Source organism: Nitrosopumilus zosterae (assembly GCF_025998175.1).
GTDB lineage: Archaea > Thermoproteota > Nitrososphaeria > Nitrososphaerales > Nitrosopumilaceae > Nitrosopumilus > Nitrosopumilus zosterae.
On the sequence record NZ_AP026695.1, the window covers coordinates 254915 to 276750 of the forward strand.

Sequence of the window (21836 nt, forward strand, 5' to 3'; positions counted from 1 at the left end):
CCACACGTAAATGAAAATTAGTCTTTATACAATACCTGCATGCAAAAACACTATGGGTAAAGGCTATTCCACTGAATCAATTAGAGAAAAACTGATTTCATCTTTGGAAGATTCTGTTACTGGAATGTCTGGAGTAGAGCTTTCTAAAAAAGTTGGAGTCAATAGAATTACCATGTCCAAATATCTCAAAGTTTTTGCAGCTGAAGGATTGCTTCGACAGAAAAATATTGGAAATGTTACCTTGTGGTTTTTAGAACCAGGTCAAGAATCTTTTAATTTCCCTGATGATTATTTCAAAATATCTCCTATCTTCCTAGATTATTTAGTAAAGGGTACTGATGAGCAAACTCATTCTTTAATTCGGAATTGTTTACATTCGGGGGCAACCACTGATCGTTTAATTCTTGAAGTAATTTTTCCTGCAATTGATTATGTGCAAAATTTGTATGATGCTGGAAAAATCGGAACTGCAGAACTTAGTCTCTTAAAAACTACCATTTCAAAATCATTTCAAATTTTTAATCAAATTCCGATAGTATCTGATCCAAAAAAGAATGTGGTAGTAATTGCAGCTGATTCACAAAGTATCCTGATTTCAGAAGCTGCCTCTGCTGCATATCATTCAGATAGCTGGAAGGTTTCTCATCTGGGAGATATGTCTTTCGCAATTGATGTCTTGTTTGATTTAGATTTTCAAAAATTGATTGGAAAAATATGGAAACAAAAACCTGGAATGCTGTTAGTAGTTGTATTCTCAAATTCTGATGAAGGACTAAACTTTTTTGCAAATTCCATTAATCCAATTAAAGACAAATCTGGAAAACATATGAAATTAGCTCTTTGTGGTAAAATATCCAAAAAATCTAAAATTAACTCTGATCTTGTTTCTGAAAAACTTGATGATATTTTACAATGGTCTAAAACAGTTTCTCAAAATTTGAAATAATGAAAAATGGGCCCGATGTGATTCGAACACATGACCTTTCGATTATCAGTCGAACGCTCCAGCCAAGCTGAGCTACGAGCCCACGAACAAATCTCTAGGCAGCAGTCATTTAAGTTTAATTTTCTTTCCACTTGATTGAACAGCCGATTGACGGATCAAAGTCATTTTCAATTTTTTCACCCGCCAACAGTTTTTGTATATTGTTGATCATTGTCTTTTCAGTGGCAGTATCATCTGGTTTCATGGCATTATCAATTCTTCCATGAAAAACTAGTTGTTTTTGACTATTGAATAGAAATGGGTCTGGAGTACACATTGCGCCATACTTCTTGGCAATTTCTTGAGTCTTATCTACTAAATAATCAAACTTGAATCCTTTTTCTTTTGCAGTCTCTTTCATAGCTTCAAAACTATCTTCTGGATAATCAGTAGAGTCATTACTGTTAATTCCTATTATTGCAATTTCTTTTCCAAATTTTTCATACAGCTCATTTAATGCATCAGCTTTGGCTTTAACATATGGACAATGATTACACATGAAAATAACCAAAATTCCTTTGTAATTACTATAATCTGCCAATGAATGTTTTTTGTCATCAATTCCTAATAATTCAAAATCAGGCGCAATACTTCCTGTTTTTAGCTTTACTTGCGATTCTAAAAGTACCATGAACAAACAATCCTGTTTTCAAATAAAATTCTTGCCAAGAAGACAACAATTAAAATCCACACAATAATCAGTCTCCCTGTGGGCCGGTAGTATAGCCTGGTAGTATACCCGCCTTGCACGCGGGGGGTCACGGATTCAAATTCCGTCCGGTCCACTTCTTATTCATACGATCAGTGCTGAATTTCAGACTGCTGGATGGATTTAAATAGGATAAGTTTCCGTTTTTTCTTATGACAAGTGCAGCAGACGCATGGCCGGTATTTATTCCACTCATTGTCGGTTTGACTCCAGGTTTGATTTACTGGTTAGCAATTACCGCAAAGAGAAAATAAAATTACATCTATTTTTTAATCTCTTTTTATTATCTTTATTTTTAGTGTAAACTGGGTGAACTGATGTTACCTTTCTTGTTCACTATATGTTATGTTTAATGAAATTAATCTCAAAAATCAATGAAATTAAGCAATGAGACTTTTTCTACGTTTATTTTTGATTCTGCTTTTAGTTCCTTTCTCATATGCATTTTCAGCAGAATCTACTGACACTGCACCTACACTAACTGTATCTCTTCTGAATAAAACTCCTTTTGTTTATCAGGATTCAGAGGGTTATGCGGTTGTTGTAGGTCTTGTTGAAAATAATGATCCATTATCTTCTGTAACAAATATTCGAATTCAAGTAAAGTTTTTTGACGATTATAATCCTAATCCTTTAGAGATAGTTCAAGGAAGTACAACACTTGAAGTAATTTCAGCAAATGGAAAATCTCCATACTCTATTCGCTCTGAAACTCCAAATCCTAACATAACTCAGGCGTCAGTTTCCCTATTAGGATTTGATTCTTCAGTAGAAAAACAAAAGGGGTTATCCGTATATTCAAGTGATGTGTTTCTTGATTCATCTTTAAGATTTTCAGGAGTTTTGAAAAATACTGGAGCGCCAAATTCTGATACTAAAGTCTACCTTGCATTCTATGATGGTTTTGAACCATCGCGAATTATTGCAGTTTCTACCATTGAACTTGGAGATGTAGAGCCTAATACTGAGGTACCTTTTGAAATAAATGAAAAAATTAATCCTAAATCCGTAGGATTTTTGCTTTTCGCAGAATCCAATATTTTCAATTCTAATTTTGTAGATGTAAAAATTCCTCCTCCTCAATTAATGACAAAATTAGTTTCAATTTCTAATGTTTCTGTAAAAGATACTAAAGGAAACAATCTATCTGAAATTAAACTGGGTTCTACTGTAAACATAGAAAGTCAAACTCTTGTGGAATTTTCTGAGAAAGAAATTCCTGCAGAAACTCCCTATACGTATTATGTACAAATCAAAGAATCTGGAGAACTTCCTTATGTCGAGTTTGTTGGCAAGTTTGATGGTCGATTCATTGGAAATGGGCCTCAGTCTCAATCCATAGATTGGATTCCTGAAAAGAAAGGATTGTTTTTCATTGAAACATTTGTTTGGGATAGAAATAATGTTCCAATATCAGACCAGGGACCATTCGTTCTAATTCTAGTAAACTAGTAGATTTATTTTAAAAGAATTTTAAACATATGCATGTCAAAATATTCTCTTGTTGCAATGGGTGGTACTTTTGATATTATTCATAAAGGACATTTAACATTACTTTCAAATGCATTTGATATTTCTGACAAGGTAATAATAGGACTCACCAGTGATGAGCTTGCAGAAAAAAAGAAAAAAACTCTAATTAATAAATATGAAAAACGACTTGAAAATTTAACTACACTTCTTTTAAAAAAATACTCTCGTAGTTCTTTCCAGATTAGTAAATTGAATAATGATTTTGGACCTGCAGTGCTAGAAAAAGAAGTTGAAGCATTGGTTGTAAGTGATGAAACTAGTAATCAAGGAAATGTTTTAAATAAATTGAGAGAAGATATGAAACTTCCTCCTGTCCAAATTATCACTGTTCCAATGTTTTTGGCAAAAGATGGTAAAAGAATATCTACTACCAGAATAAAAAATTCTGAAATTGATGTTGAAGGAAACTTGCTTTCAATTGACAAGTAGCTTGTCTAACTTTGAGTAATTGTGATAAATCAAAATTTCTGAATTTTACTTCATGGCAATCATTAATCACATGATGAAAAAAATTGATACCGATGTATCAAATCTCAAACAGGGATTACATCCACAAAATCTCTCATATTGGTATGGTAAAATTATCAAGGAAACAATTGAAATGGCACCTCCATGGTTACAAGATAAAATCAAAGTCCATCAAGATCCTATACTTTCAATGAAATTCAATTTAGATATTTCAAAACGTGCAGTCAGATACTTTATGATTGTAGTTGACAATAATTTAGATGAGATGCCTTATTCAACCAAACTTTATTTTCTCAAAGTTCAAGAAATACTGTCCACTGAAATGGATAAATCTTTAGTTTAATATGATTTTTTTATTTTAGGCACAAATTCAAGCTCTAAGTATCTATAATCAATCAAACTTAATTTTGAATATAATGGAACTTTACAAATCAAAGTATTCTGATAAAAAAGATTCACGGAGAACATCAAAACGAGAAAATAACCCTTCTCGCTCTTTTAGAAATTCTAGTAATGACAGAAGCTCAAGATATTCACGAGATGACAAAAGAGGAGAATCAACAACTGTAACATGTGCTGATTGTGGAACTGAATGTCAAATTCCATTTGTTCCAAGAACCAACAAACCTGTTTACTGCAGTGATTGTTTCAGACAAAACAAACCACAAGATTCCAATAATGATCGATATTCACGAGATGACAGAAGCTCAAGATCTTACAATCATCAAGAATTCACTAGAACTGATTCTAGATCTAAAAAATCTAAAGGTGATAAATTCTTAAAAAAACAAGAGAGTTTCTATTCTGGTGGTTCAGAAAAATTCTATGCAACTCTAAAAGAAAAATTATTTGAAATTTTAGGTGGCAAGTCTTGCTCTAGTTGTGGATTTAAAGATGAAAGAGCTTTAGGAATCAGTCACATATTTGATGATTCTCCCGACAGTCTTGGACGTGGAGGGGCTGCTTCTTCATGGGGCAAATATATTTCTGAACCTGAACTTGCTAAAAAGGATCTGAGAGTTCTTTGCTTGAACTGTAATGAAATAAGACAACCTGTATCAAAACCTAAAGAAAATTCTTCAAAATCTAAACCTAAAAAGAGTAGATATTTTCCTAGATAATCCTAAAATCATTATTGATAATTTATTAACACTTTAATTATAATTATTTTAGAATCATATCATGAATGGCGATTTTAAAGCACTAGGAATTTCTTTGATAATCATGGTTGGCATAGTGGCACTATATACCGCGTTTGGCTCCTAGATTATTCTTTAACTATTTCTATAGTTAATCCATCAATTTTTGTAGAAATGATTTTGTGTTTTTTTTCAAGTACAGATTGAATAAAATCCGCAAATTTTTCAACACTCTCTTCATCTTTGAACATAATACTGTGAGCTGATTTATCTTTCAATAAAATAACTAATTCATTTTTTATAATATTCAGAATTGATGTGATGTATGTCTCTTTTCCCTCTTTGATAAAAATAAGACTGCCAAATTTTTGAACTTCATACTTATCATCAAATGTTATGCTGATTTTCATTTATTCTCTAAAAGAAATTCATGTATCTTGTCTTTTGCTTTTTCTCTTTTTTCCTGATGAATTGATAGAAAATCATTAATTTTCTCAATTAAAATCGCTTTTAATTCTCCTGAAAGTAATTTTCCAGACTTATAATCCTCATAAATCGCTTTTAATTTATTATCATCCGGTTCAAAAAATATTCTCAGATATTGATATGCGACATCAATATCTGGATTTCCACCAATCTTTCTATGTTGTTCAATATCTGGCTGGCCTCCAGAAAATGCATGCTTATTGATTTTCTTCTTTACTACATTTGGAGAATCAGTTGTGTATATTGTTCCATTATTATCTGACGCTGACATTTTACCACCTGGACCTTCTAATGAAGGAATCATTATGTTATGAATTAATGCTGGTTTTGGTTTTCCAATCTTTGGCGCAATATCTCGTGTTAATCTAAAGTGAGGATCCTGATCTACTCCTAATGGAATTAAAACTGGTTTATTCTCAATAAAACATGGTGCAGATTGTAAGGCTGTATAGAAAATCATTCCAATATTTGTTTCATTTGTAAATCCAAATGTTGCTTTTGTATTAGAAAAATTAATTTTTTTTGCAACTTGAGCTGCAATTGGATACAATGTTTGAATATTTTTTGTATTGATAATGATTTTTGTTTTATCTGATTTGAAACCTAACGCAATAAAATCAAGAGCGTTTTCATAAGCAAACTTATTCGTCTCCTCTAAAGTGAGATTAGATTTTGAAAAAAATTTTTCGTCATCTGTAAGCTGAAAATACATGTTAGTATCAAATTTTTCTTGAAGCCATTTTGAAAAAACCCATGGAACCAGATGTCCAATATGCGTGTGACCTGAAGGACCCCTTCCAGTATATAGAAAGAATTTCTGTCCTTTCTGATAATCATCCAAAATTCTATTCATTTCTCTATGAGAGAAAAAAATACCTCGCCTGAGCATAAAATGATCCTCTCCAACTACAGTCCTGATTCTTCCTAGCAACTCTGATGAAATTCTTTCAGTTCCAAACTTCTTGATTAATTTATCATAATCTATATCTCCTTCAACATGCCAAGGAGTCACAATAAAGTCGTCAGCTGACATTCAATTTGACTTAGGTTAAGGTTTAAAAAGTCTTTTTCGAACTTTCTGCTGTTGTCACAAGTTTTTCATGAAATTGAAAAAAAAATTATCACTTCGTTAAAAGACAATCCAAAACAAACAATGGAAAAACTTGAGAAATCAACCAATCTTTCTTCTGATCAAATAAGACGTGGAGTTGAGTGGCTCAAACTAAAAGAATTGGCAAATGTAGTTGAATCAACAACTAGTATATTTTCACTTGGGAAAAATGGTCTTGAGGCATTTGAGAAAGGACTTCCTGAAAGAAGATTGCTAAACCTGTTAAAAGATGGTCCAAAAACAATGCAAGATCTACAAAAGGAACTTGGTTCAATTTTTGGTCCTGCAATGGGTCTTGCAAGAAAAAATAATTGGATTGAAACTAATGAAAAAATATCTTTAAAACACTCTCCAATAGAACTGCCAGGAGAGAAAACACTTAAAAAAATTGGAAATGGCAAACAACCAAAAAATGAAATTGATGTTGTTGATTTATCTAGTCTTTTGACAAGACCTGACTTTCTTATCGAAGATATTCAAAAATCAAAAGAAATCTCACTAACCAACCATGCAAAATCAATTGAGCTCTCAGAATCTATTGGTGCAATTGATGTAGAAGCCGAAGTTCCTCAGATTTTTGCTGCAAGGACTCATCCACTCAAAGACACCATTGATGAAATCCGTGAAATCTTTGTGACTCTGGGATTTTCTGAAATTGTCGGTAGTATGTCTCAGTCTAGCTTTTGGAATTTTGATGCACTTTTTACACCACAGGATCACCCTGCCCGAGAATTACAAGATACATTCTATCTTGATGTGGTCTCTGCAAAAAAGATTGGGACGCCTGAACAAATCAAAAATGTTTCAGCATCTCACAAGAAGAACTGGAGATATCTCTGGGATGTCAACGAAGCAAGAAAGATGGTTCTTCGAACCCACACAACATGTGTTACAATCAAACATCTGGCAGAAACAAAACCTGATGAAGCAAGAGTATTTTCAGTTGGTCGTGTATTTAGAAACGAAAAGGTAAGCTATAAGCATCTTGTAGAATTTAATCAGATTGAAGGTGTTGTTGTTGGAAAAAATGCAACACTACGTGATTTGATGGGAATTCAAAGAGAATTTTATAAAAGAATTGGAATTACAAAAATTAAATTCTGGCCAACATTTTTTCCATACACTGAACCATCGTTACAAACAATGGTGTATAATGATAGGTTGGGAAAATGGGTTGAGTTATTTGGAATGGGAATCTTTAGACCTGAAGTTACAAAGCCCCTTGGAATAAACAAACCTGTCTTGGCATGGGGTGGTGGAATTGAGCGAATTGCTATGCTAAAGTATGGTCTAGATGATGTTCGTGAATTTTACAACAACAACCTAAACTGGTTAAGGAGTGTAAATAAATGCCAGTAGTCGAAATTTCATATTCTAATCTGCAAAAACTGATTGGCAAGTCATCAAAAAAACAAATCTCTGAATCATTACCCTTTCTTGGTCTAGATGTTGAATCTGAAGAGGGTGATTTGGTTAGAGTTGAATACAGTCCAAACAGACCAGACTATTCAACTGATTTTGGAATTGCTCTTGGAATGCAGGGTTTACTTGGAGTAAAAACTGGTGCAATTAAACTAAATATAAAAAAATCAAATTATTCAATCAAGGTAAATTCCACAGTATCAAAAATAAGACCATTTGTTACAGGAATTATTGCAAAAAACGGCAAAATTGATGACAAATTTATCAAGAAGCTAATGGCAATGCAAGAGGATCTTCACTTTGGAATTGGTCGAAAAAGAAAAAAGTCATCAATTGGAATACATGATCTAGACAAAATTTCATTTCCGTTAACGTATACGACCACAAACAAAACTCATTCTTTTATTCCTCTAACAGCTACAAGTAAAATGAGCATATCTGAGATTCTAGAAAAAACAGTTGTTGGAAAAGACTATGGGAATTTGCTCAGAAATTCTTCTCAGGTTCCAATTCTCTTGGATTCGAATTCTGATACTGTGTCATTTCCACCAATAATAAACGCCGCCGTTACCACTATTACTCCTAAATCAAAGAATCTCTTTGTTGAAGTTACTGGAATCAATAAAAATGATGCAGAAGATATGTTGTCTATTGTTGCAACAATTCTTCAAAGCGCAGGATTTTCTTTGTATGGTGTAAAGATTACAGGAGCTAACAATTCATCGCCCAAATTAGGATTAAGAAAAATTACAATATCTCCTAATTTGATCACTGAGACTTTGGGTCTTTCATTGAGTTCTTCAAAAATAATAACAGCATTGAAAAAATCTCGATTAGATGCAGTATCTAAAGGAAATAATATAATCTGTACAATTCCTGCATACCGATTTGATATATTTGGTCCTATGGATTTAGTCGAAGAAGTTGCCTTAGGTTATGGGATACAAAACTTGGAACCTATACTTTCTCCATCACAAACAATTGGCCAAACAAATCTAATTTCTAACAAACTCAAATCTTTGTCACTAACTGTTGTAGGATTAGGTTATCTTGAAGTTCTCAATTCAAGCTTGACTAGCAAGCGAATTTTGTATGAAATGACAAACAGAGAATCAAAGAAAATAATTTCTGTACTTGACTCAAAAAGTCAAGAGCATACCATTCTACGAAATTCTATCTTACCAGGATTAATTGAAAATTTGTCCAGAAACATTCATGCAGTATATCCTCAAAAATTATTTGAAACTGGAACTATATTTTCAGATGACAATGTGATTGATGAAAAAGTAAGCTTTGCTGGAATCAGTGCACATCAAGATGCAAACTTTACAGAGATTAAATCTGTTTTACAATCTGTACTAAAAACTGCATTTAATTTTGAAATTGAAACAAAAACTTTTGAAGATCCAATATTTGAAAATGGTCGTTCTGCAGCAGTTTTTGTAAATGGCAGACAAATGGGAATTATTGGTGAAATTAGTTCCAAAACAATTGAAAACTATAAGATTCGTGTTCCTGCAGTAGGCTTTGAAATTGTATTGTCTGGATTTGTTTTTTAAGTGATTTTAGACCTAATCCTATGATTTGATCTCTATAGTTTTTAGTATAGTTTGACTTTATGTCTATTGCCCGAGAGCAAGCATACAGACGGATTAGGATGAGATGATCGTTATGATACCAGTGATTTCTAATTCACCCAGGTATGCTACATTATGGGCAACCCCGGTTTCAGAACGCGAGGAGGCTTATGGCTATACCCATGATTTTGTGCGAGTCAGAACCGGGGAACAATCCTCTTTCAAAAACGATAAAACATCCCTTGACAAAGAAAAATGAAATGGTAAACTATTGGTTAGCAAAGCAAGAACCGAGTGGTCCAAGGGGATATAATTTTGAACAGCTTAAAAAAGAAAAATCAACTGTATGGGACGGTGTTCACAATAATCTGGCATTAAAACATATGCGAGAAATGAAACCTGGTGATCTAGCATTTTTTTATCATACAGGGGATGAAAGACAAGCTGTTGGAATAATGCAGATCACTTCAAAACCATATTCTAATCCAAAAGAAGATGTTGAACGTTTCATTGTTGTTGATGTAAAATATAAAAAATCATTGAAAAATCCAGTAACTCTTGATGAAATGAAGAAAAATAAAAAATTCCAAGATTGGGAACTTCTTCGAATCTCAAGGCTATCTGTCATGCCAGTCCCAAAACCCATTTGGGATGAAATTTTAAAGATGTCTCAAGGCTAACAAAAAACGGTTTATTGATATAGTCGACTTATCTCATAAAAAATATGGCAACAGCTTATGTTTTAATAAACTGTGAACTAGGTTCTGAGGAAGCTATTATTCAGCAACTCAAAGGCTTAGAAGGTGTAAAAGAAGTTCATGGAACTTTTGGTGCATATGATATTTTGGCCAAAATTGAATCTGATACTGTAGAAAAACTAAGAGAAACAATCACCTGGAAGATCAGAAAAATTGAAAAGATTCGTTCAACTCTTACCCTGATGGGTATTGAAGGCCAAACATAAACACCCTTTTTTCTTATTATGATTTTACATTTTATTTTTGTCATAAAAGAAGAAGATCGTGAAAAACGAAAATTCGAGTTTGAATATATTAAGAAAATGGGTCAATTTTACAAAGTATGGATTAAAGAAAAATTTGGACGAGATTATGAAATTCAATGTGATGAATTGATTACTACACCCAGAAGTATTCTTCAAAGACTAGATATTCCTACATTTATCCGTGATCATGAACAACGAGGAAAAGACATTTATCATTTTTACCTAACACATTTCAAACCACTGTGGACTGATTGCACTTGTGATGGATATAATGCAGAAAATTTCGGATTGGTATATTGGCAACCACTTCAAGGAAATGATCCATTATTTCTTGCAGAGAAAAATTGTACCAGTGTATCTCATGTTTTACTTCACGAGTTTTTACGAATTCTTGGACACAAAAAATTCATACAAGAAGTACATGATATTTGGACAAAACATCTCTTTGAACAATTAGAGTTTGAACAATACGGTGAAGACTTTCAAAAAACTGATGATAAACCCATGTTTCTAACAATGGATACTTCTCAATTAAATTTGTAAATATTTTTTAAATTAACACTTTGTTACAGAATAAATATTGTTTTCAAAGTTAGCTGTTTTGAAATCTAATTTATTTTCAGGATCATTTGTTCTCGATTTACTTAGGTTCTCGAGTTCTACTAGTGCATCTCCTCTAAATCCCACTGAAGAGCCGTAAATTGCATCAGCTAACATTGTTCCATGATCTCCTTTTTTAATGTCATCAACCATATCGTAAAATCTAATGGTTTCTTTTTTGTTAACAGGATTGCCTGTTGCTTTGTTATATGCAACTGAAATATACATTCCATTATTTTTTACTGCAACAGGAATCTTGTGATTTTTTCCTGATGCACCAGGAATTGTTTCATTAACCAAAACCTCACATTTATGATACATACTAGAAACATATGCGTAGAATCTATATTGTGCATATTTTCCAGCGTTATCTTCCTCACAACCAACAAAAACTTTGTGTAATAATTCTAAAGCATCATCATTCATACTTTGTAATCTGTCATCAATTCTACCTCTTTCAAGCAGATCTGATTTACATTCTTTAGCAATTAAAACTAGAATAAAATCTGGTAGATTGTAATTCTTTAATGCAGCAACAAACGCCCCTGCCTGTGACATTCCAAATTTTGGAAAACCCTTATTGACCATATTTACAATTCACCTCAAAAAACATACTACTCCCCAACAATGAAATAAAACATGCTTTTCGCTTATAATTGTTAAGGAATTTTTGCGCCTATTTCATCATTTTTAATTAATTTTTAATTGTAAATATTAAATTCAGGAAAAACTCCATGTTTTTTGTGAACATCGATACTACTCCTGAACTTGTTTCAAATGTTTATTCAAAAATAAAAGAAAATATTGCAAAATATAGAAAAGTTGTAGGAAGACCTCTAACCCTTACTGAGAAAATTTTATCTGGACATCTTTATGAAATTCCTGACAATACTATTGCTGGTGGAAAAGATTATGTTTTTCTAAAACCTGATCGAGTTGCATTACAAGATGTTACAGGTCAAATGGTAATGCTTCAATTTATGCAGGCCGGATTAAAACAGTCAGCTTTACCAACAACTGTTCACTGTGATCATCTGATAAGAGCTGAAGTTCAAGGCGATGTTGACATGAAGGTTTCTCTTGATGAAAATAGTGAAGTTTTCAAATTTTTACAATCAGCTGCTGCAAAACATGGATGTGGTTTTTGGAAACCCGGTGCTGGAATCATACATCAGGTAGTTCTTGAAAATTATGCATTTCCAGGTGGATTAATGATTGGGACAGATTCGCATACTCCGAATGCTGGAGGATTGGGAATGATTGCAGTTGGTGTAGGTGGATTGGATGCAGCTGAAACAATGGCAGGATTACCTTGGGAATTACTTTATCCAAAAAAAATTGGTGTTAAATTAACTGGGGAACTAAATGGGTGGACAGCACCTAAAGATATTATCTTAAAAGTTGCTGAAGAACTAACTGTTTCTGGAGGAACTAATTCAATTGTTGAATACTTTGGTCCTGGTACAAAATCTATTAGTTGTACTGGAAAAGCCACTATTACAAATATGGGTGCAGAAATTGGAGCGACTTGTTCAATTTTTCCATATGATGAAAGAATGGAAACTTATCTAAAATATACAAACAGAGAAAAAATTGCTGAATTAGCAAATCAAAATAAAGAATTACTTGTTGCTGATCCTGAAATTGAATCCAATCCGGAAAACTTTTTTGATCAAATAATTGAAATTAATCTTTCTGCATTGGAGCCTCATATTGTTGGGCCTCATACTCCTGATTTAGCAAGATCAATTTCAGAATTAGGCGATGATGTAAAATCAAATGATTACATTGATCCAATATCTGTTGCACTAATTGGAAGTTGTACAAATTCATCTTACGAAGATATGTCTAGAGTTGCAAGTATTGCAAAACAAGCAAAGGAAAAAGGAATCAAATCAAAAATTCCGCTATTAATTACACCTGGTTCTGAACAGATTCGTGGAACTATTGAACGAGATGGTCAAATGGATTCTCTTAAAGAAATTGGTGCAACCGTTCTAGCAAATGCATGCGGTCCATGTATTGGACAATGGAATAGGCCTGAATTAAAAAATGAAGAGAAAAATACTATCGTTACTACATTTAACAGAAATTTTCCAGGAAGAAATGATGGTCATCGTAATACTCTGAATTTTATTGGAAGTCCTGAGATGATCATTGCATTGGCTTTAGGAGGTAAATTATCCTTCAATCCGTTAAAAGATGAACTTACAGCATCTGATGGAACAAAATTCAAACTAGATCCTCCAAAACCTGCACCAGAAGTTCCTGAAAATGGCTTCAAGATTCCTGAAGGAATTTTTATTGCACCTCCTGAAAATTCAGATGATGTTGAAGTAATTATTGATCCTAACAGTAAAAGATTGCAACTTTTAGAACCCTTTTCAAAATGGAATGGACAAGACTTTGTAGATTTGCCAATATTGGTAAAAGCTAAAGGAAAATGTACGACTGACCATATTTCTCCTGCTGGGGCATGGTTATCCCTTAGAGGACATTTAGACAATCTCAGTGATAACATGCTTCTGGGAGCAGTTAATGCCTTTAATGACGAGGTTGGTAAAGGTAAGAATATTCTCAATAACCAACTTGAATCATTTTCAAAGATTGCAAGACAGTTTAAAGAAAAACAAATGAGATGGGTGATAATTGGTGATAATAATTATGGAGAAGGCAGTAGTAGAGAACATGCTGCAATGTCTCCTAGATATCTGGGATGTGCGGCAGTAATCACCAAAAGCCTTGCTAGAATTCATGAAACAAATTTGAAAAAACAAGGAATTTTGGCACTTACATTTAGTAATCCTGATGATTATGAAAAAATTCTGGAAGATGATAAAATTAGTCTTCTTAAATTAAATGAGTTGGAACCACATAAACAAGTAAAATGTATTATTTCTCATAATGATGGAAATACAGATGAAATTTTGCTAAACCATTCGTACAATAAATCTCAGATTGAATGGTTCAAAGCTGGTTCTGCACTAAACGTTCTAAGAAACAGGTAATGAAATTTTACGTGGGGCCGACCGGAATCGAACCGGCGACCTACGGGTCACTACAGCTCCAAACTTACATCATCCGTGAGTCAGTTTAGCTTAGTTAACCTTTGGAGCCCTTAGCGGTGATCTTTTTCGTAGACACTGTCGCCCTACCAGGCTAGGCTACGACCCCACAAACAAGAATGAAAAAGACTTGAATTTTAAGTTATTTTTAACCAAGATTTATTTGCAATCAACATCAATTTGTAATTGTTAGTTTATCATGATCAAACCAATTTACTTTGCATTAGGCGCAATTCCTGTAATTGTGGCGCTTTTAATTTCAGTTCCACTACTTACGAAAAATGAAATTCCTATATCTGCTGCACATTCTTTTGATAAAATTGATATTGAATATACAAAACATCAATTAAAGAAAATATCATATGGGATTACGGAGCGAGTTGGAGCCCAAAAAACAGAAATTCTTTCTATAAAAAATGATGGTGATGTCAAGTATTCTGTAACAGAACATGGATACATCCAACCTGATATTCGTTCAAAACTGGATAAAGACAAACTGGATAAACTAAAAGCCTTGATCAAAGAAACTGGTTTTATTGCAATTCCTTCTGAATCATTCTCTATACTAGAAAATGTAACCGAGTATCAAAAATCAAATGTGAAAATTACTCTCAATGGACACGTAAATCAAATTCATTGGCCTGAACAGAATGCAACATCTGATTTTATTCCTCCAATAATCACTATGGTCGAATCAGAACTTGATCAGATAATTTCTCAAATTGGTGAATAGGTACAAATAGTCTTTAGTGAAAATTAGAATATGCTTCCATTATCTGGTGAACGATTTGATGCTAAAGGAATAATCTCAGATAAAATAAACTCTGTTAACACTTTACGTGGTTCATCAACTGTTAAACGTGGTTTTGCCCATATGCTAAAAAATGGAGTGGTGATGGATGTTACAACTGTAGAACAAGCTCAAATTGCAGAGGAAGCTGGAGCAGTATCTGTTATGGTTTTGGATAAACTTCCATCCGAAGTCAGAAAAGCCGGTGGGGTTGCACGAACTGCAAGTATTAGAATTATTGAAGAAATAATGAATTCTGTAACAATTCCTGTAATGGCAAAATGTAGAATTGGCCATGTCAATGAAGCATTAGTTCTTCAGGAAACTGATGTTGATATGATAGATGAATCAGAAGTTCTAACTCCTGCTGATGAATTTCATCATATTTGGAAATGGGATTTTACAACACCTGTTGTCAATGGTGCTAGATCTTTGGCTGAAGCCTTAAGGAGAATTGAAGAAGGTGCATCAATGATTAGAACAAAAGGGGAACCTGGAACTGGAAATGTTGCAGAAGCTGTTACTCATATTAAAAAAGTCAATGATGAATTAAGAACAATTAAAGCAATTTATGATTCTGGAGATAATCAAGATTTAGTTAGAATTGCAAGAGAATTCAAAGTATCTTATGATATTGTTCAGCAAACTGCAAAACTTGGTAGATTGCCAGTGGTAAATTTTGCTGCTGGTGGAATTGCAACTCCTGCTGATGCTGCATATTTGATGTCTCTTGGATGTGATGGAATTTTTGTAGGTTCTGGAATTTTTAATGCAGACGATGCCAAAGAAAGAGCAAGAGCAATAGTTTTAGCTACTACTTTTTGGAATGAATCTGATAAAGTCAAAGAAGCTCAAAAAATGATAGATGAAAGACAATCTATGATAGGCTTGGATGTCAAAACATTAGAATTACGTATGCAAGATCGTGGAGGCTCATCATGAGTCTAAATGTAGGTGTTTTATCTATACAAGGTGATGTTCAAGAAAATCTTTTGTCAGTTAAAGCTGCAATAGATGAATTAGGAATCGATGGTAAAGTGCTCGGTGTCAAAACACCTGAAGAAATATCAAAATTAGATGGCTTGATAATTCCTGGCGGTGAAAGTACTACCATTGGCCAACTTTCTTTAGTAAATGGTTCGCTAAAGGTTCTAAAAGAAAAAATTGAAAATGGGATGCCTGTACTTGGAATTTGTGCTGGAATGATTATGCTATCAAATTCTGCAAGTGATCGAATTATTGGCGAAACTGATCAACCTCTTTTGAATATTCTTGATATTAAATTAGAGCGAAATTCTTTTGGACGACAAAAAGAATCCTTTGAAGCTGATGTATCTTTAGATTCGATAGGCATTCCAAAATTCACTGGCGTGTTTATTAGAGCTCCCTCTGTTTCGGATGTTGGATCTGATGTAGAAATTCTATCAAAATTCAACGATCGCATAATTGCAGTCAAAAAAGGCAATGTGATTGGTACGTCTTTTCATCCTGAACTTACTAAAGATTTTTCATTACACAAGTATTTTATCAATCTTGTAAAATCATTAAAAAATTAACAAAAAATGATGATTTGTAAGCAATTCTTTTTAATCATTGACTAGTCGAGCTATAAAATGAATGAAAAATTTGTGTTGTTTGGTGTTTTAATCGCTATTTTGATGGGTGGTTCCTTTGGAATATTTTCTATTGAGGATTCCTTTGCTGAAGATAATCTTTCTGTAAGTAGAGAAGATTCTGAAGCATATAAAAAACAAATTGAAAAACAAGAAGAACAAAAACAAAAAGCTGAAGAAAGAAAACAAAAACTAGAAGAAAAACAAGAAGAACAAAAACAAAAAGCTGAAGAAAGAAAACAAAAACTAGAAGAAAAACAAGAAGAACAAAAACAAAAAGCTGAAGAAAGAAAACAAAAACTAGAAGAAAAGAAAATTAAATTAGATTCTAATAGAAAAAAACTTGAAGAAAAATTATCTGAAAAGATAAACAAATATGAAGAAAAATTGAGGGAAATCAAAGAAAAATATCTCAACCGATTCAATTCTGATTTTTCAGGTGATACAGAAAAATTTTCAACTGCTGCATTAAATCTAGACAATGAAATAAATAAAAAATCAGAAGAAATCCGTAAAAAACTTGAGGAAAAACAAGAAAAATTAGATTTTAGAACGCAAAGGATTCTTGAGAAAATTAATGATGGTGATTATTTAGGTGATAAGATTAGCTCATCCACTAAAAATGAAACTTATGAACTTGTTTTTGATTCTGTAACTGCAACAGGAATTCATAACAATACGCAATCATCATTTCTTGAAGGTAATATGATCTTCAAGATATTTGATAAGAGTAAATCAAATCTAAAATTAGAATTACAAGAATGTCACATTCTTGTGGATAATGTTCCTTACAATTGTGGTTTTGGTAAAGCTAGAACCATCACTTCTGGAGATTCTGGTGTTAAAGATTCATTAGTTATTCTTGCATTCTTGGAAGATGCTGTTATTGAAGAAGTTCACTCTACCCTCAAAATTTCATTAAGTGCTGATTCCCCTATAGGTGATATTGATGATTCATCACAAGTTTCGATTCTAGGACCTCAAAGCAAAATTTCTGGCATGTGGTTTTTAGATGGAACTGGAACTTTAACTAGAACTGTTTTAACAATTGATGATTCAACGGATGATGAAATTACTGTTGAATTAAATGAATCTATTGGTGTTAGCGGGAATTAACAATGCTTAGAAAAAATTTATTTTTTTCACTTGGTTTTATTCTCTCAATTTTATTAATTTCATGTCCTTCACTCTCTTTTGGTGAAAAGGATACTGTATCTGTTGAATCATTTGATGTCCATTATGATATTGAAAATGGAATTCTTGAATCAATTTTCTTAGATCCTGATTTTATAGAATTACTCATAACAATGAATACATCATCGGATGGTACTTTTGAAATTACAATTCCGAGAAATCTTTTAGATGCAAAATTTGATGCATCTGATGATGTTTTTTTCATTTTAGTTGATGGATTTGAAACTGATTATGTAGAAATAAATTCTGATTCAAACTCTAGAACACTTGTAATTCCATTTTTTTCTGGTGACTCTGTAATTGATATTATTGGAACAAATGCATTTAATCCGTTTTCAACAGAACCTGAAATCCCATCATGGATTAAGAATAATGCAGGATGGTGGGCTGATGGACAAATTGATGATACTGCCTTTATTCAAGGAATTCAATATTTGATTACTGAGGGAATAATGGCTATTCCTCAAACTGAATCTGGAGTATCATCTGGAAATAAAATCCCATCATGGATTAAGAATAATGCAGGATGGTGGGCTGATGGACAAATTGATGATACTGCCTTTATTCAAGGAATTCAATATTTGGTAACCAATGGTATTTTAGATGTCTAACTAGGCTCTTAATCCAACAAATTATGCATGGATTTCAAATCTTTCTTAAACGGTTCCAAAATTTCTGGAATTTCTACCTTGATTGAATCTTTTAATGATAGACTCTGAGATTTTTTCTCATTCCATACTTTTGAATTAAAATCAATAATTTCTTTAGTAATGCTACTTTGTTCTTCAAGGTTTTCTGCTTCGATTTGCTTTTGCTTGTGAATACTTTCTTTTGAATACAAAGTTTTCCACAAATGTTCTGTGATAAATGGAGTTATTGGCGCTAATAACTTCAAAATGGTTGACAATGTTTTATGTAAAGTAAAGATTGCTCCATCTCTTTCTTCATCAGAGAATCCTATTCCATACGCTCTTGCTTTGACCATTTCAATATAGTGTGCTGCAAACAAATTCCATGTAAATTCTCTAATAGCAATTGCTGGGATGAAAAAATTATATTCTTCATATCCTTTCTTACATTCTTTAACTAGCTTGTCTAATTCTGATAAAATCCATTTGTCTGACGCAGTAGTTTTTCCGGATTCAATAACTGGAAAACTGGACAAAAATCTTGAGACATTCCACAATTTACTGAGAAATTTTTTGGTGGATTCTATTTTTTGCTCATTACATCTAAAATCATACCCGTGATTGATTTCACTTGCACTCCAAAATCTGAAAGTATCCGCACCCAGTTTTTCAATTACAGGCAAAGGATCAATCGCATTTCCTTTACTCTTACTCATCTTCATTCCCTTTTCGTCAAGACCATACCCCATTACCCAAGCTTCGTTCCATGGTTTCTTCCCTGTAAGTTGCTCACACCTAAGTAGCGTATAGTATAACCATGTCCTGACAATATCTTTCGCTTGAGGTCTTATTGATGTAGGATATACCTTGTTGAAAAATTCATCATCCCTGTTGTATTTGCTAATGAATAATGGTGATACACTAGAATCCATCCATGTATCAAATGTGCGCTCCTCTCCAACAAATTCAGTTGAATCGCATTTGAGGCAATTATTAATTGGGCATTCTTCGTTCCATGGTTTGTAATATTTTCCAGGCTCAGGAATGTGTGGTTCTGAGCATTTTTTGCAGTACCATATTGGGATTTCAGTACCATAATACCGTCTTCTAGATATTGGCCAGTCAATATTGATAGATTCTAGCCAATTCATTAGAATTTGCTTATGCATTGGTGGATAAAATTCAATTTCCTGTCCAAGCGTTTTTATTTTTTCAACTGATTCTTTTTGTTTAAGATAATACTCTTCCATTGGGATAATTTCAATCGGTGTTTTACTTCTCTCTGAAACAGGTGTTCTGTGACTAATCTCTTCTATCTTTTCTACAAATCCTCTAGATTCCAAGTCTTCTATGATCTTTGTTCTAGCTTGTTTTGGTTTCAGTCCAGTATATTCTCCTGCAACCTCGGTCATTTTTCCATCTAATCCAATTGCCACAATCTCCTCTAACTTTAGTTCTCTAAACAATGCAACATCATTTTGATCACCATAACTACATACCATTACTGCACCAGAACCAAATTCTTGCTGAGCAGAATGATGTGTTCGTAGCTCAACTTCTGCATTAGTAATTGGAACAATTACTTTTTTTCCTATATGCTTAGTGTATCTTTCATCTTCAGGGTTTACAATGATTGTTCTACATGCACAGAGTAATTCTGGTCTTGTACTTGCAATGATTATTTCTTGGTCTGTGTCTTTAATTTTAAATTTCATGTACACTAATTTTGTAGATAGATCCTCGTATGTGATTTCTGCATCTGCAATTGTTGTTCCAGATACCCAATCATAATTATTCGGTCTATTTGCAAGATATACTTGTCCTTTTTTCCACAAGTTGATGAATGTTGATTGTGTTAGCGTTCTGTATTCTTCTGAATCTGTTCGGTAATAATTTGCAAAATCTCCACTAATCCCCAAACTTTTCATAATCAGAACCATTTCAGCTTCTAAATCGTCTAACGCATCTCTGCACAAATTCAGAAATTCTCCTCTGTCAGTTTCTCTCATTCTGATATTGTGTTTCTTCTCAGTGTACAATTCAACTGGTAATCCATTTCTATCAATCCCTATAGGAAAGTAGACATTTTTTCCTGCCATTCTTGCTGTGCGTGCAATCATATCAATTTGTGAATAATGAGCAGCTGCTCCGATATGCCATGGCCTTCCTGAAGGATATGGTGGTGGAGTATCTATGGTATAGTTGTCTTCAGTTGGTAAAAAGTCATAAATTTTTTCATTCTCCCATTGTTTTAGAATTTCCTTCTCTAATTCTGGATTCCATGCTTTTTCTGATATTTTAGGTTCCATTTCTTAATTATCTTGAAATATTTGAAATGATGTGAGATCCTTTATTGTAACCTTCATAGATGTAAACACCTACTGCTTCTACATTCGATGGCATTTTTGGCGCTAATAATTTTATAATCTCACTTGACAGATTCTCTACTGTAGCTTCTCCTTCTAAAAGATAGGTTGTGTTCTTTGGAACTTGTAATTCAAACATTCCTTTGGGACCTTCAAATTGAATGTGGTAATGTGAATCGTCTTCTTTCTTTAGATATTTTCTGTTGATAAAAAATTTATGATCAAATACATTTACAACTTCTTTGATGATTTTTTTAGCCTCTCCAAAATCTAAAAGTAAGTTATCTTTCATCTGCCCTACAAGTTCAACCATTACCGAAGATGTATGTCCATGTAAAATAGAACATTTTTCAACCAATGGAAGAATATGTGCATAATCAAATGAGAAAGATGCATCTTCTAAAAATATTGAACCTGTTTGTGGTGTTTTATCATAAAATACCACATCTTGTAATTCTTTAATCTGTGCAACATATTTTGCATGGCCTATTGCCATTACTTTTTCTTGAGGAAAGTCTTCTTTGATTTGCTTGTATTTTTCAATATCTTCATCAGTATCAATTACTTCGATCAATCCTTTTTCAGTTTTAAAATCTACTGAGACCTCAATTCCATTTTTTAATATAATCTTGTGATTGTATTGGTATTCTTCTTCAAGAAATGTTAGCATTTGAGCTACTGTTAATTCAGTTCTCGTTTTGAGCAAATTACCCTTTTTATCGATATATCTAAAATCTGAATCTAAAATTGTCGGACTTGCTGTCATTTGAAGTCATCTGGCTTTGGATATAATATAAATTCTGTAATGATGGTCCTAAAATTCCTCATTAAATCTATGCTAAGGAATTTAGGATTTTGGCAAGATTGATGTCATTTTTTGTTATTCCTCCAGCATCATGTGTTGTTAATTCTATGGTGATTCGATTGTATACATTAAACCATTCTGGATGATGATTCATTTTTTCAATCTCCATAGCTGCTCTAGTCATAAAACCAAATGCCTGGTTAAAATTTTCAAATTTAAATTCTTTATGTAATTTTTCGTTAACAATGATCCAACCGGGCAAATTCTTTAATTGTTCATCAATTTCTAATTGCGATAGTCGCATTGAATTGTCTTAATATAACGTTAAATTAAAAGATTGA

At 32.9% G+C, this 21836-nt stretch carries 23 protein-coding genes and 3 tRNA genes; 17 read left to right on the forward strand and 9 right to left on the reverse strand.

Annotated features, from left to right (window positions below; all coding sequences use genetic code 11):
• The first annotated feature begins 52 nt into the window (after positions 1 to 52).
• Positions 53 to 946, forward strand: a complete 894-nt coding sequence (locus OO712_RS01480; RefSeq protein WP_109876993.1) for a helix-turn-helix domain-containing protein — start codon at positions 53 to 55, stop codon at positions 944 to 946.
• A gap of 7 nt (positions 947 to 953) precedes the next feature.
• On the opposite strand, the gene OO712_RS01485 is transcribed toward OO712_RS01480, so the two are convergent.
• Together OO712_RS01485 and OO712_RS01490 are read right to left on the reverse strand one after the other, a co-directional pair.
• Positions 954 to 1028, reverse strand: a tRNA-Ile gene (locus OO712_RS01485).
• A gap of 33 nt (positions 1029 to 1061) precedes the next feature.
• Complete coding sequence (locus OO712_RS01490) at positions 1062 to 1616, reverse strand: thioredoxin family protein (protein WP_109876992.1); 555 nt, start codon at positions 1614 to 1616, stop codon at positions 1062 to 1064.
• An 80-nt stretch (positions 1617 to 1696) separates the two neighbouring features.
• On the opposite strand from OO712_RS01490, the gene OO712_RS01495 reads away from it, so the two are divergent.
• The 5 genes from OO712_RS01495 to OO712_RS01515 all read left to right on the forward strand — a co-directional run bounded on the left by OO712_RS01495 (position 1697) and on the right by OO712_RS01515 (position 4816).
• Positions 1697 to 1770: transfer RNA gene (locus OO712_RS01495), tRNA-Ala, on the forward strand.
• Between the two features lie 311 nt (positions 1771 to 2081).
• Positions 2082 to 3146: a hypothetical protein gene (locus tag OO712_RS01500; protein ID WP_109876991.1), complete on the forward strand. Its 1065-nt coding sequence runs from the start codon at positions 2082 to 2084 to the stop codon at positions 3144 to 3146.
• A 33-nt stretch (positions 3147 to 3179) separates the two neighbouring features.
• A complete protein-coding gene (locus OO712_RS01505; protein ID WP_109876990.1) occupies positions 3180 to 3656 on the forward strand; it encodes a phosphopantetheine adenylyltransferase in 477 nt (158 codons plus the stop codon).
• Positions 3657 to 3708: 52 nt separating this feature from the next.
• The gene (locus tag OO712_RS01510; protein WP_109876989.1) at positions 3709 to 4038 is read left to right on the forward strand and encodes a hypothetical protein; all 330 of its coding nucleotides are present in this window, start codon (positions 3709 to 3711) and stop codon (positions 4036 to 4038) included.
• 73 nt (positions 4039 to 4111) lie between these two features.
• Positions 4112 to 4816 carry a CxxC-x17-CxxC domain-containing protein gene (locus OO712_RS01515; protein WP_109876988.1) on the forward strand — a complete coding sequence of 235 codons (705 nt, stop codon included), beginning with the start codon at positions 4112 to 4114 and terminating at the stop codon, positions 4814 to 4816.
• A 146-nt stretch (positions 4817 to 4962) separates the two neighbouring features.
• Here OO712_RS01515 and OO712_RS01520 read toward each other — a convergent pair whose 3' ends face one another.
• Positions 4963 to 5244 (reverse strand): hypothetical protein, encoded by a 282-nt coding sequence (locus OO712_RS01520; protein WP_109876987.1) that lies wholly within the window; start codon positions 5242 to 5244, stop codon positions 4963 to 4965.
• Positions 5241 to 6353 (reverse strand): tryptophan--tRNA ligase, encoded by a 1113-nt coding sequence (locus OO712_RS01525; RefSeq protein WP_109876986.1) that lies wholly within the window; start codon positions 6351 to 6353, stop codon positions 5241 to 5243. Before OO712_RS01525 ends, OO712_RS01520 begins: the two co-directional genes overlap by 4 nt.
• A gap of 51 nt (positions 6354 to 6404) precedes the next feature.
• On the opposite strand from OO712_RS01525, the gene pheS reads away from it, so the two are divergent.
• From pheS to OO712_RS01550, 5 genes are all read left to right on the forward strand, one after another.
• Complete coding sequence (gene pheS / locus OO712_RS01530) at positions 6405 to 7790, forward strand: phenylalanine--tRNA ligase subunit alpha (protein ID WP_109876985.1); 1386 nt, start codon at positions 6405 to 6407, stop codon at positions 7788 to 7790.
• Entirely contained in the window at positions 7781 to 9412 is a 1632-nt protein-coding gene (pheT, locus tag OO712_RS01535; protein WP_109876984.1) for a phenylalanine--tRNA ligase subunit beta, read from the forward strand. Before pheS ends, pheT begins: the two co-directional genes overlap by 10 nt.
• 278 nt (positions 9413 to 9690) lie before the next feature.
• Positions 9691 to 10110 (forward strand): EVE domain-containing protein, encoded by a 420-nt coding sequence (locus OO712_RS01540; RefSeq protein ID WP_109877027.1) that lies wholly within the window; start codon positions 9691 to 9693, stop codon positions 10108 to 10110.
• Between the two features lie 44 nt (positions 10111 to 10154).
• On the forward strand, positions 10155 to 10394 hold the full coding sequence (locus OO712_RS01545) for an Lrp/AsnC ligand binding domain-containing protein (RefSeq protein ID WP_014963852.1): 240 nt from the start codon (positions 10155 to 10157) through the stop codon (positions 10392 to 10394).
• 18 nt (positions 10395 to 10412) lie between these two features.
• The gene (locus tag OO712_RS01550; RefSeq protein ID WP_109876983.1) at positions 10413 to 10976 is read left to right on the forward strand and encodes a hypothetical protein; all 564 of its coding nucleotides are present in this window, start codon (positions 10413 to 10415) and stop codon (positions 10974 to 10976) included.
• A 12-nt stretch (positions 10977 to 10988) separates the two neighbouring features.
• On the opposite strand, the gene OO712_RS01555 is transcribed toward OO712_RS01550, so the two are convergent.
• A complete protein-coding gene (locus OO712_RS01555; RefSeq protein WP_109876982.1) occupies positions 10989 to 11621 on the reverse strand; it encodes a hypothetical protein in 633 nt (210 codons plus the stop codon).
• 155 nt (positions 11622 to 11776) lie between these two features.
• Between OO712_RS01555 and OO712_RS01560 the strand changes: the two genes are divergently transcribed.
• The gene (locus OO712_RS01560; RefSeq protein ID WP_109877026.1) at positions 11777 to 14041 is read left to right on the forward strand and encodes an aconitate hydratase; all 2265 of its coding nucleotides are present in this window, start codon (positions 11777 to 11779) and stop codon (positions 14039 to 14041) included.
• A 12-nt stretch (positions 14042 to 14053) separates the two neighbouring features.
• Here OO712_RS01560 and OO712_RS01565 read toward each other — a convergent pair.
• Positions 14054 to 14207, reverse strand: a tRNA-Trp gene (locus tag OO712_RS01565).
• Between the two features lie 90 nt (positions 14208 to 14297).
• Between OO712_RS01565 and OO712_RS01570 the strand changes: the two genes are divergently transcribed.
• The 5 genes from OO712_RS01570 to OO712_RS01590 are packed head-to-tail and all read left to right on the forward strand — an operon-like array spanning position 14298 to position 18306.
• Positions 14298 to 14831: a hypothetical protein gene (locus tag OO712_RS01570; RefSeq protein ID WP_109876981.1), complete on the forward strand. Its 534-nt coding sequence runs from the start codon at positions 14298 to 14300 to the stop codon at positions 14829 to 14831.
• A gap of 30 nt (positions 14832 to 14861) precedes the next feature.
• Entirely contained in the window at positions 14862 to 15830 is a 969-nt protein-coding gene (pdxS, locus tag OO712_RS01575; RefSeq protein WP_109876980.1) for a pyridoxal 5'-phosphate synthase lyase subunit PdxS, read from the forward strand.
• Positions 15827 to 16444 (forward strand): pyridoxal 5'-phosphate synthase glutaminase subunit PdxT, encoded by a 618-nt coding sequence (pdxT, locus tag OO712_RS01580; RefSeq protein ID WP_109876979.1) that lies wholly within the window; start codon positions 15827 to 15829, stop codon positions 16442 to 16444. The genes pdxS and pdxT overlap by 4 nt, the downstream gene beginning before the upstream one ends.
• A gap of 57 nt (positions 16445 to 16501) precedes the next feature.
• Positions 16502 to 17617 (forward strand): hypothetical protein, encoded by a 1116-nt coding sequence (locus tag OO712_RS01585; protein WP_264953767.1) that lies wholly within the window; start codon positions 16502 to 16504, stop codon positions 17615 to 17617.
• 2 nt (positions 17618 to 17619) lie between these two features.
• Positions 17620 to 18306 (forward strand): hypothetical protein, encoded by a 687-nt coding sequence (locus OO712_RS01590; protein ID WP_109876976.1) that lies wholly within the window; start codon positions 17620 to 17622, stop codon positions 18304 to 18306.
• An 8-nt stretch (positions 18307 to 18314) separates the two neighbouring features.
• On the opposite strand, the gene OO712_RS01595 is transcribed toward OO712_RS01590, so the two are convergent.
• From OO712_RS01595 to OO712_RS01605, 3 genes are all read right to left on the reverse strand, one after another.
• Complete coding sequence (locus OO712_RS01595; protein ID WP_109876975.1) at positions 18315 to 20633, reverse strand: valine--tRNA ligase; 2319 nt, start codon at positions 20631 to 20633, stop codon at positions 18315 to 18317.
• A 7-nt stretch (positions 20634 to 20640) separates the two neighbouring features.
• Positions 20641 to 21456, reverse strand: coding sequence for a 6-pyruvoyl trahydropterin synthase family protein (locus OO712_RS01600; RefSeq protein ID WP_109876974.1), 816 nt, complete (start codon positions 21454 to 21456; stop codon positions 20641 to 20643).
• Positions 21457 to 21523: 67 nt separating this feature from the next.
• Positions 21524 to 21799 carry a 4a-hydroxytetrahydrobiopterin dehydratase gene (locus OO712_RS01605; RefSeq protein ID WP_109876973.1) on the reverse strand — a complete coding sequence of 92 codons (276 nt, stop codon included), beginning with the start codon at positions 21797 to 21799 and terminating at the stop codon, positions 21524 to 21526.
• Positions 21800 to 21836: the final 37 nt, after the last annotated feature.

Coding starts and splice junctions, on each gene's coding strand:
- OO712_RS01545 (WP_014963852.1), top strand. CDS start 10,155: ATGGCAACAGCTTATGTTTTAATAAACTGTGAACTAGGTTCTGAGGAA.
- OO712_RS01600 (WP_109876974.1), bottom strand. CDS start 21,456: ATGACAGCAAGTCCGACAATTTTAGATTCAGATTTTAGATATATCGAT.
- OO712_RS01585 (WP_264953767.1), top strand. CDS start 16,502: ATGAATGAAAAATTTGTGTTGTTTGGTGTTTTAATCGCTATTTTGATG.
- OO712_RS01605 (WP_109876973.1), bottom strand. CDS start 21,799: ATGCGACTATCGCAATTAGAAATTGATGAACAATTAAAGAATTTGCCC.
- OO712_RS01595 (WP_109876975.1), bottom strand. CDS start 20,633: ATGGAACCTAAAATATCAGAAAAAGCATGGAATCCAGAATTAGAGAAG.
- OO712_RS01520 (WP_109876987.1), bottom strand. CDS start 5,244: ATGAAAATCAGCATAACATTTGATGATAAGTATGAAGTTCAAAAATTT.
- OO712_RS01510 (WP_109876989.1), top strand. CDS start 3,709: ATGGCAATCATTAATCACATGATGAAAAAAATTGATACCGATGTATCA.
- pdxS (WP_109876980.1), top strand. CDS start 14,862: ATGCTTCCATTATCTGGTGAACGATTTGATGCTAAAGGAATAATCTCA.
- OO712_RS01540 (WP_109877027.1), top strand. CDS start 9,691: ATGGTAAACTATTGGTTAGCAAAGCAAGAACCGAGTGGTCCAAGGGGA.
- OO712_RS01570 (WP_109876981.1), top strand. CDS start 14,298: ATGATCAAACCAATTTACTTTGCATTAGGCGCAATTCCTGTAATTGTG.
- OO712_RS01590 (WP_109876976.1), top strand. CDS start 17,620: ATGCTTAGAAAAAATTTATTTTTTTCACTTGGTTTTATTCTCTCAATT.
- OO712_RS01500 (WP_109876991.1), top strand. CDS start 2,082: ATGAGACTTTTTCTACGTTTATTTTTGATTCTGCTTTTAGTTCCTTTC.
- pdxT (WP_109876979.1), top strand. CDS start 15,827: ATGAGTCTAAATGTAGGTGTTTTATCTATACAAGGTGATGTTCAAGAA.
- OO712_RS01505 (WP_109876990.1), top strand. CDS start 3,180: ATGTCAAAATATTCTCTTGTTGCAATGGGTGGTACTTTTGATATTATT.
- OO712_RS01480 (WP_109876993.1), top strand. CDS start 53: ATGGGTAAAGGCTATTCCACTGAATCAATTAGAGAAAAACTGATTTCA.
- OO712_RS01555 (WP_109876982.1), bottom strand. CDS start 11,621: ATGGTCAATAAGGGTTTTCCAAAATTTGGAATGTCACAGGCAGGGGCG.
- OO712_RS01525 (WP_109876986.1), bottom strand. CDS start 6,353: ATGTCAGCTGACGACTTTATTGTGACTCCTTGGCATGTTGAAGGAGAT.
- pheT (WP_109876984.1), top strand. CDS start 7,781: ATGCCAGTAGTCGAAATTTCATATTCTAATCTGCAAAAACTGATTGGC.
- OO712_RS01515 (WP_109876988.1), top strand. CDS start 4,112: ATGGAACTTTACAAATCAAAGTATTCTGATAAAAAAGATTCACGGAGA.
- OO712_RS01490 (WP_109876992.1), bottom strand. CDS start 1,616: ATGGTACTTTTAGAATCGCAAGTAAAGCTAAAAACAGGAAGTATTGCG.
- OO712_RS01550 (WP_109876983.1), top strand. CDS start 10,413: ATGATTTTACATTTTATTTTTGTCATAAAAGAAGAAGATCGTGAAAAA.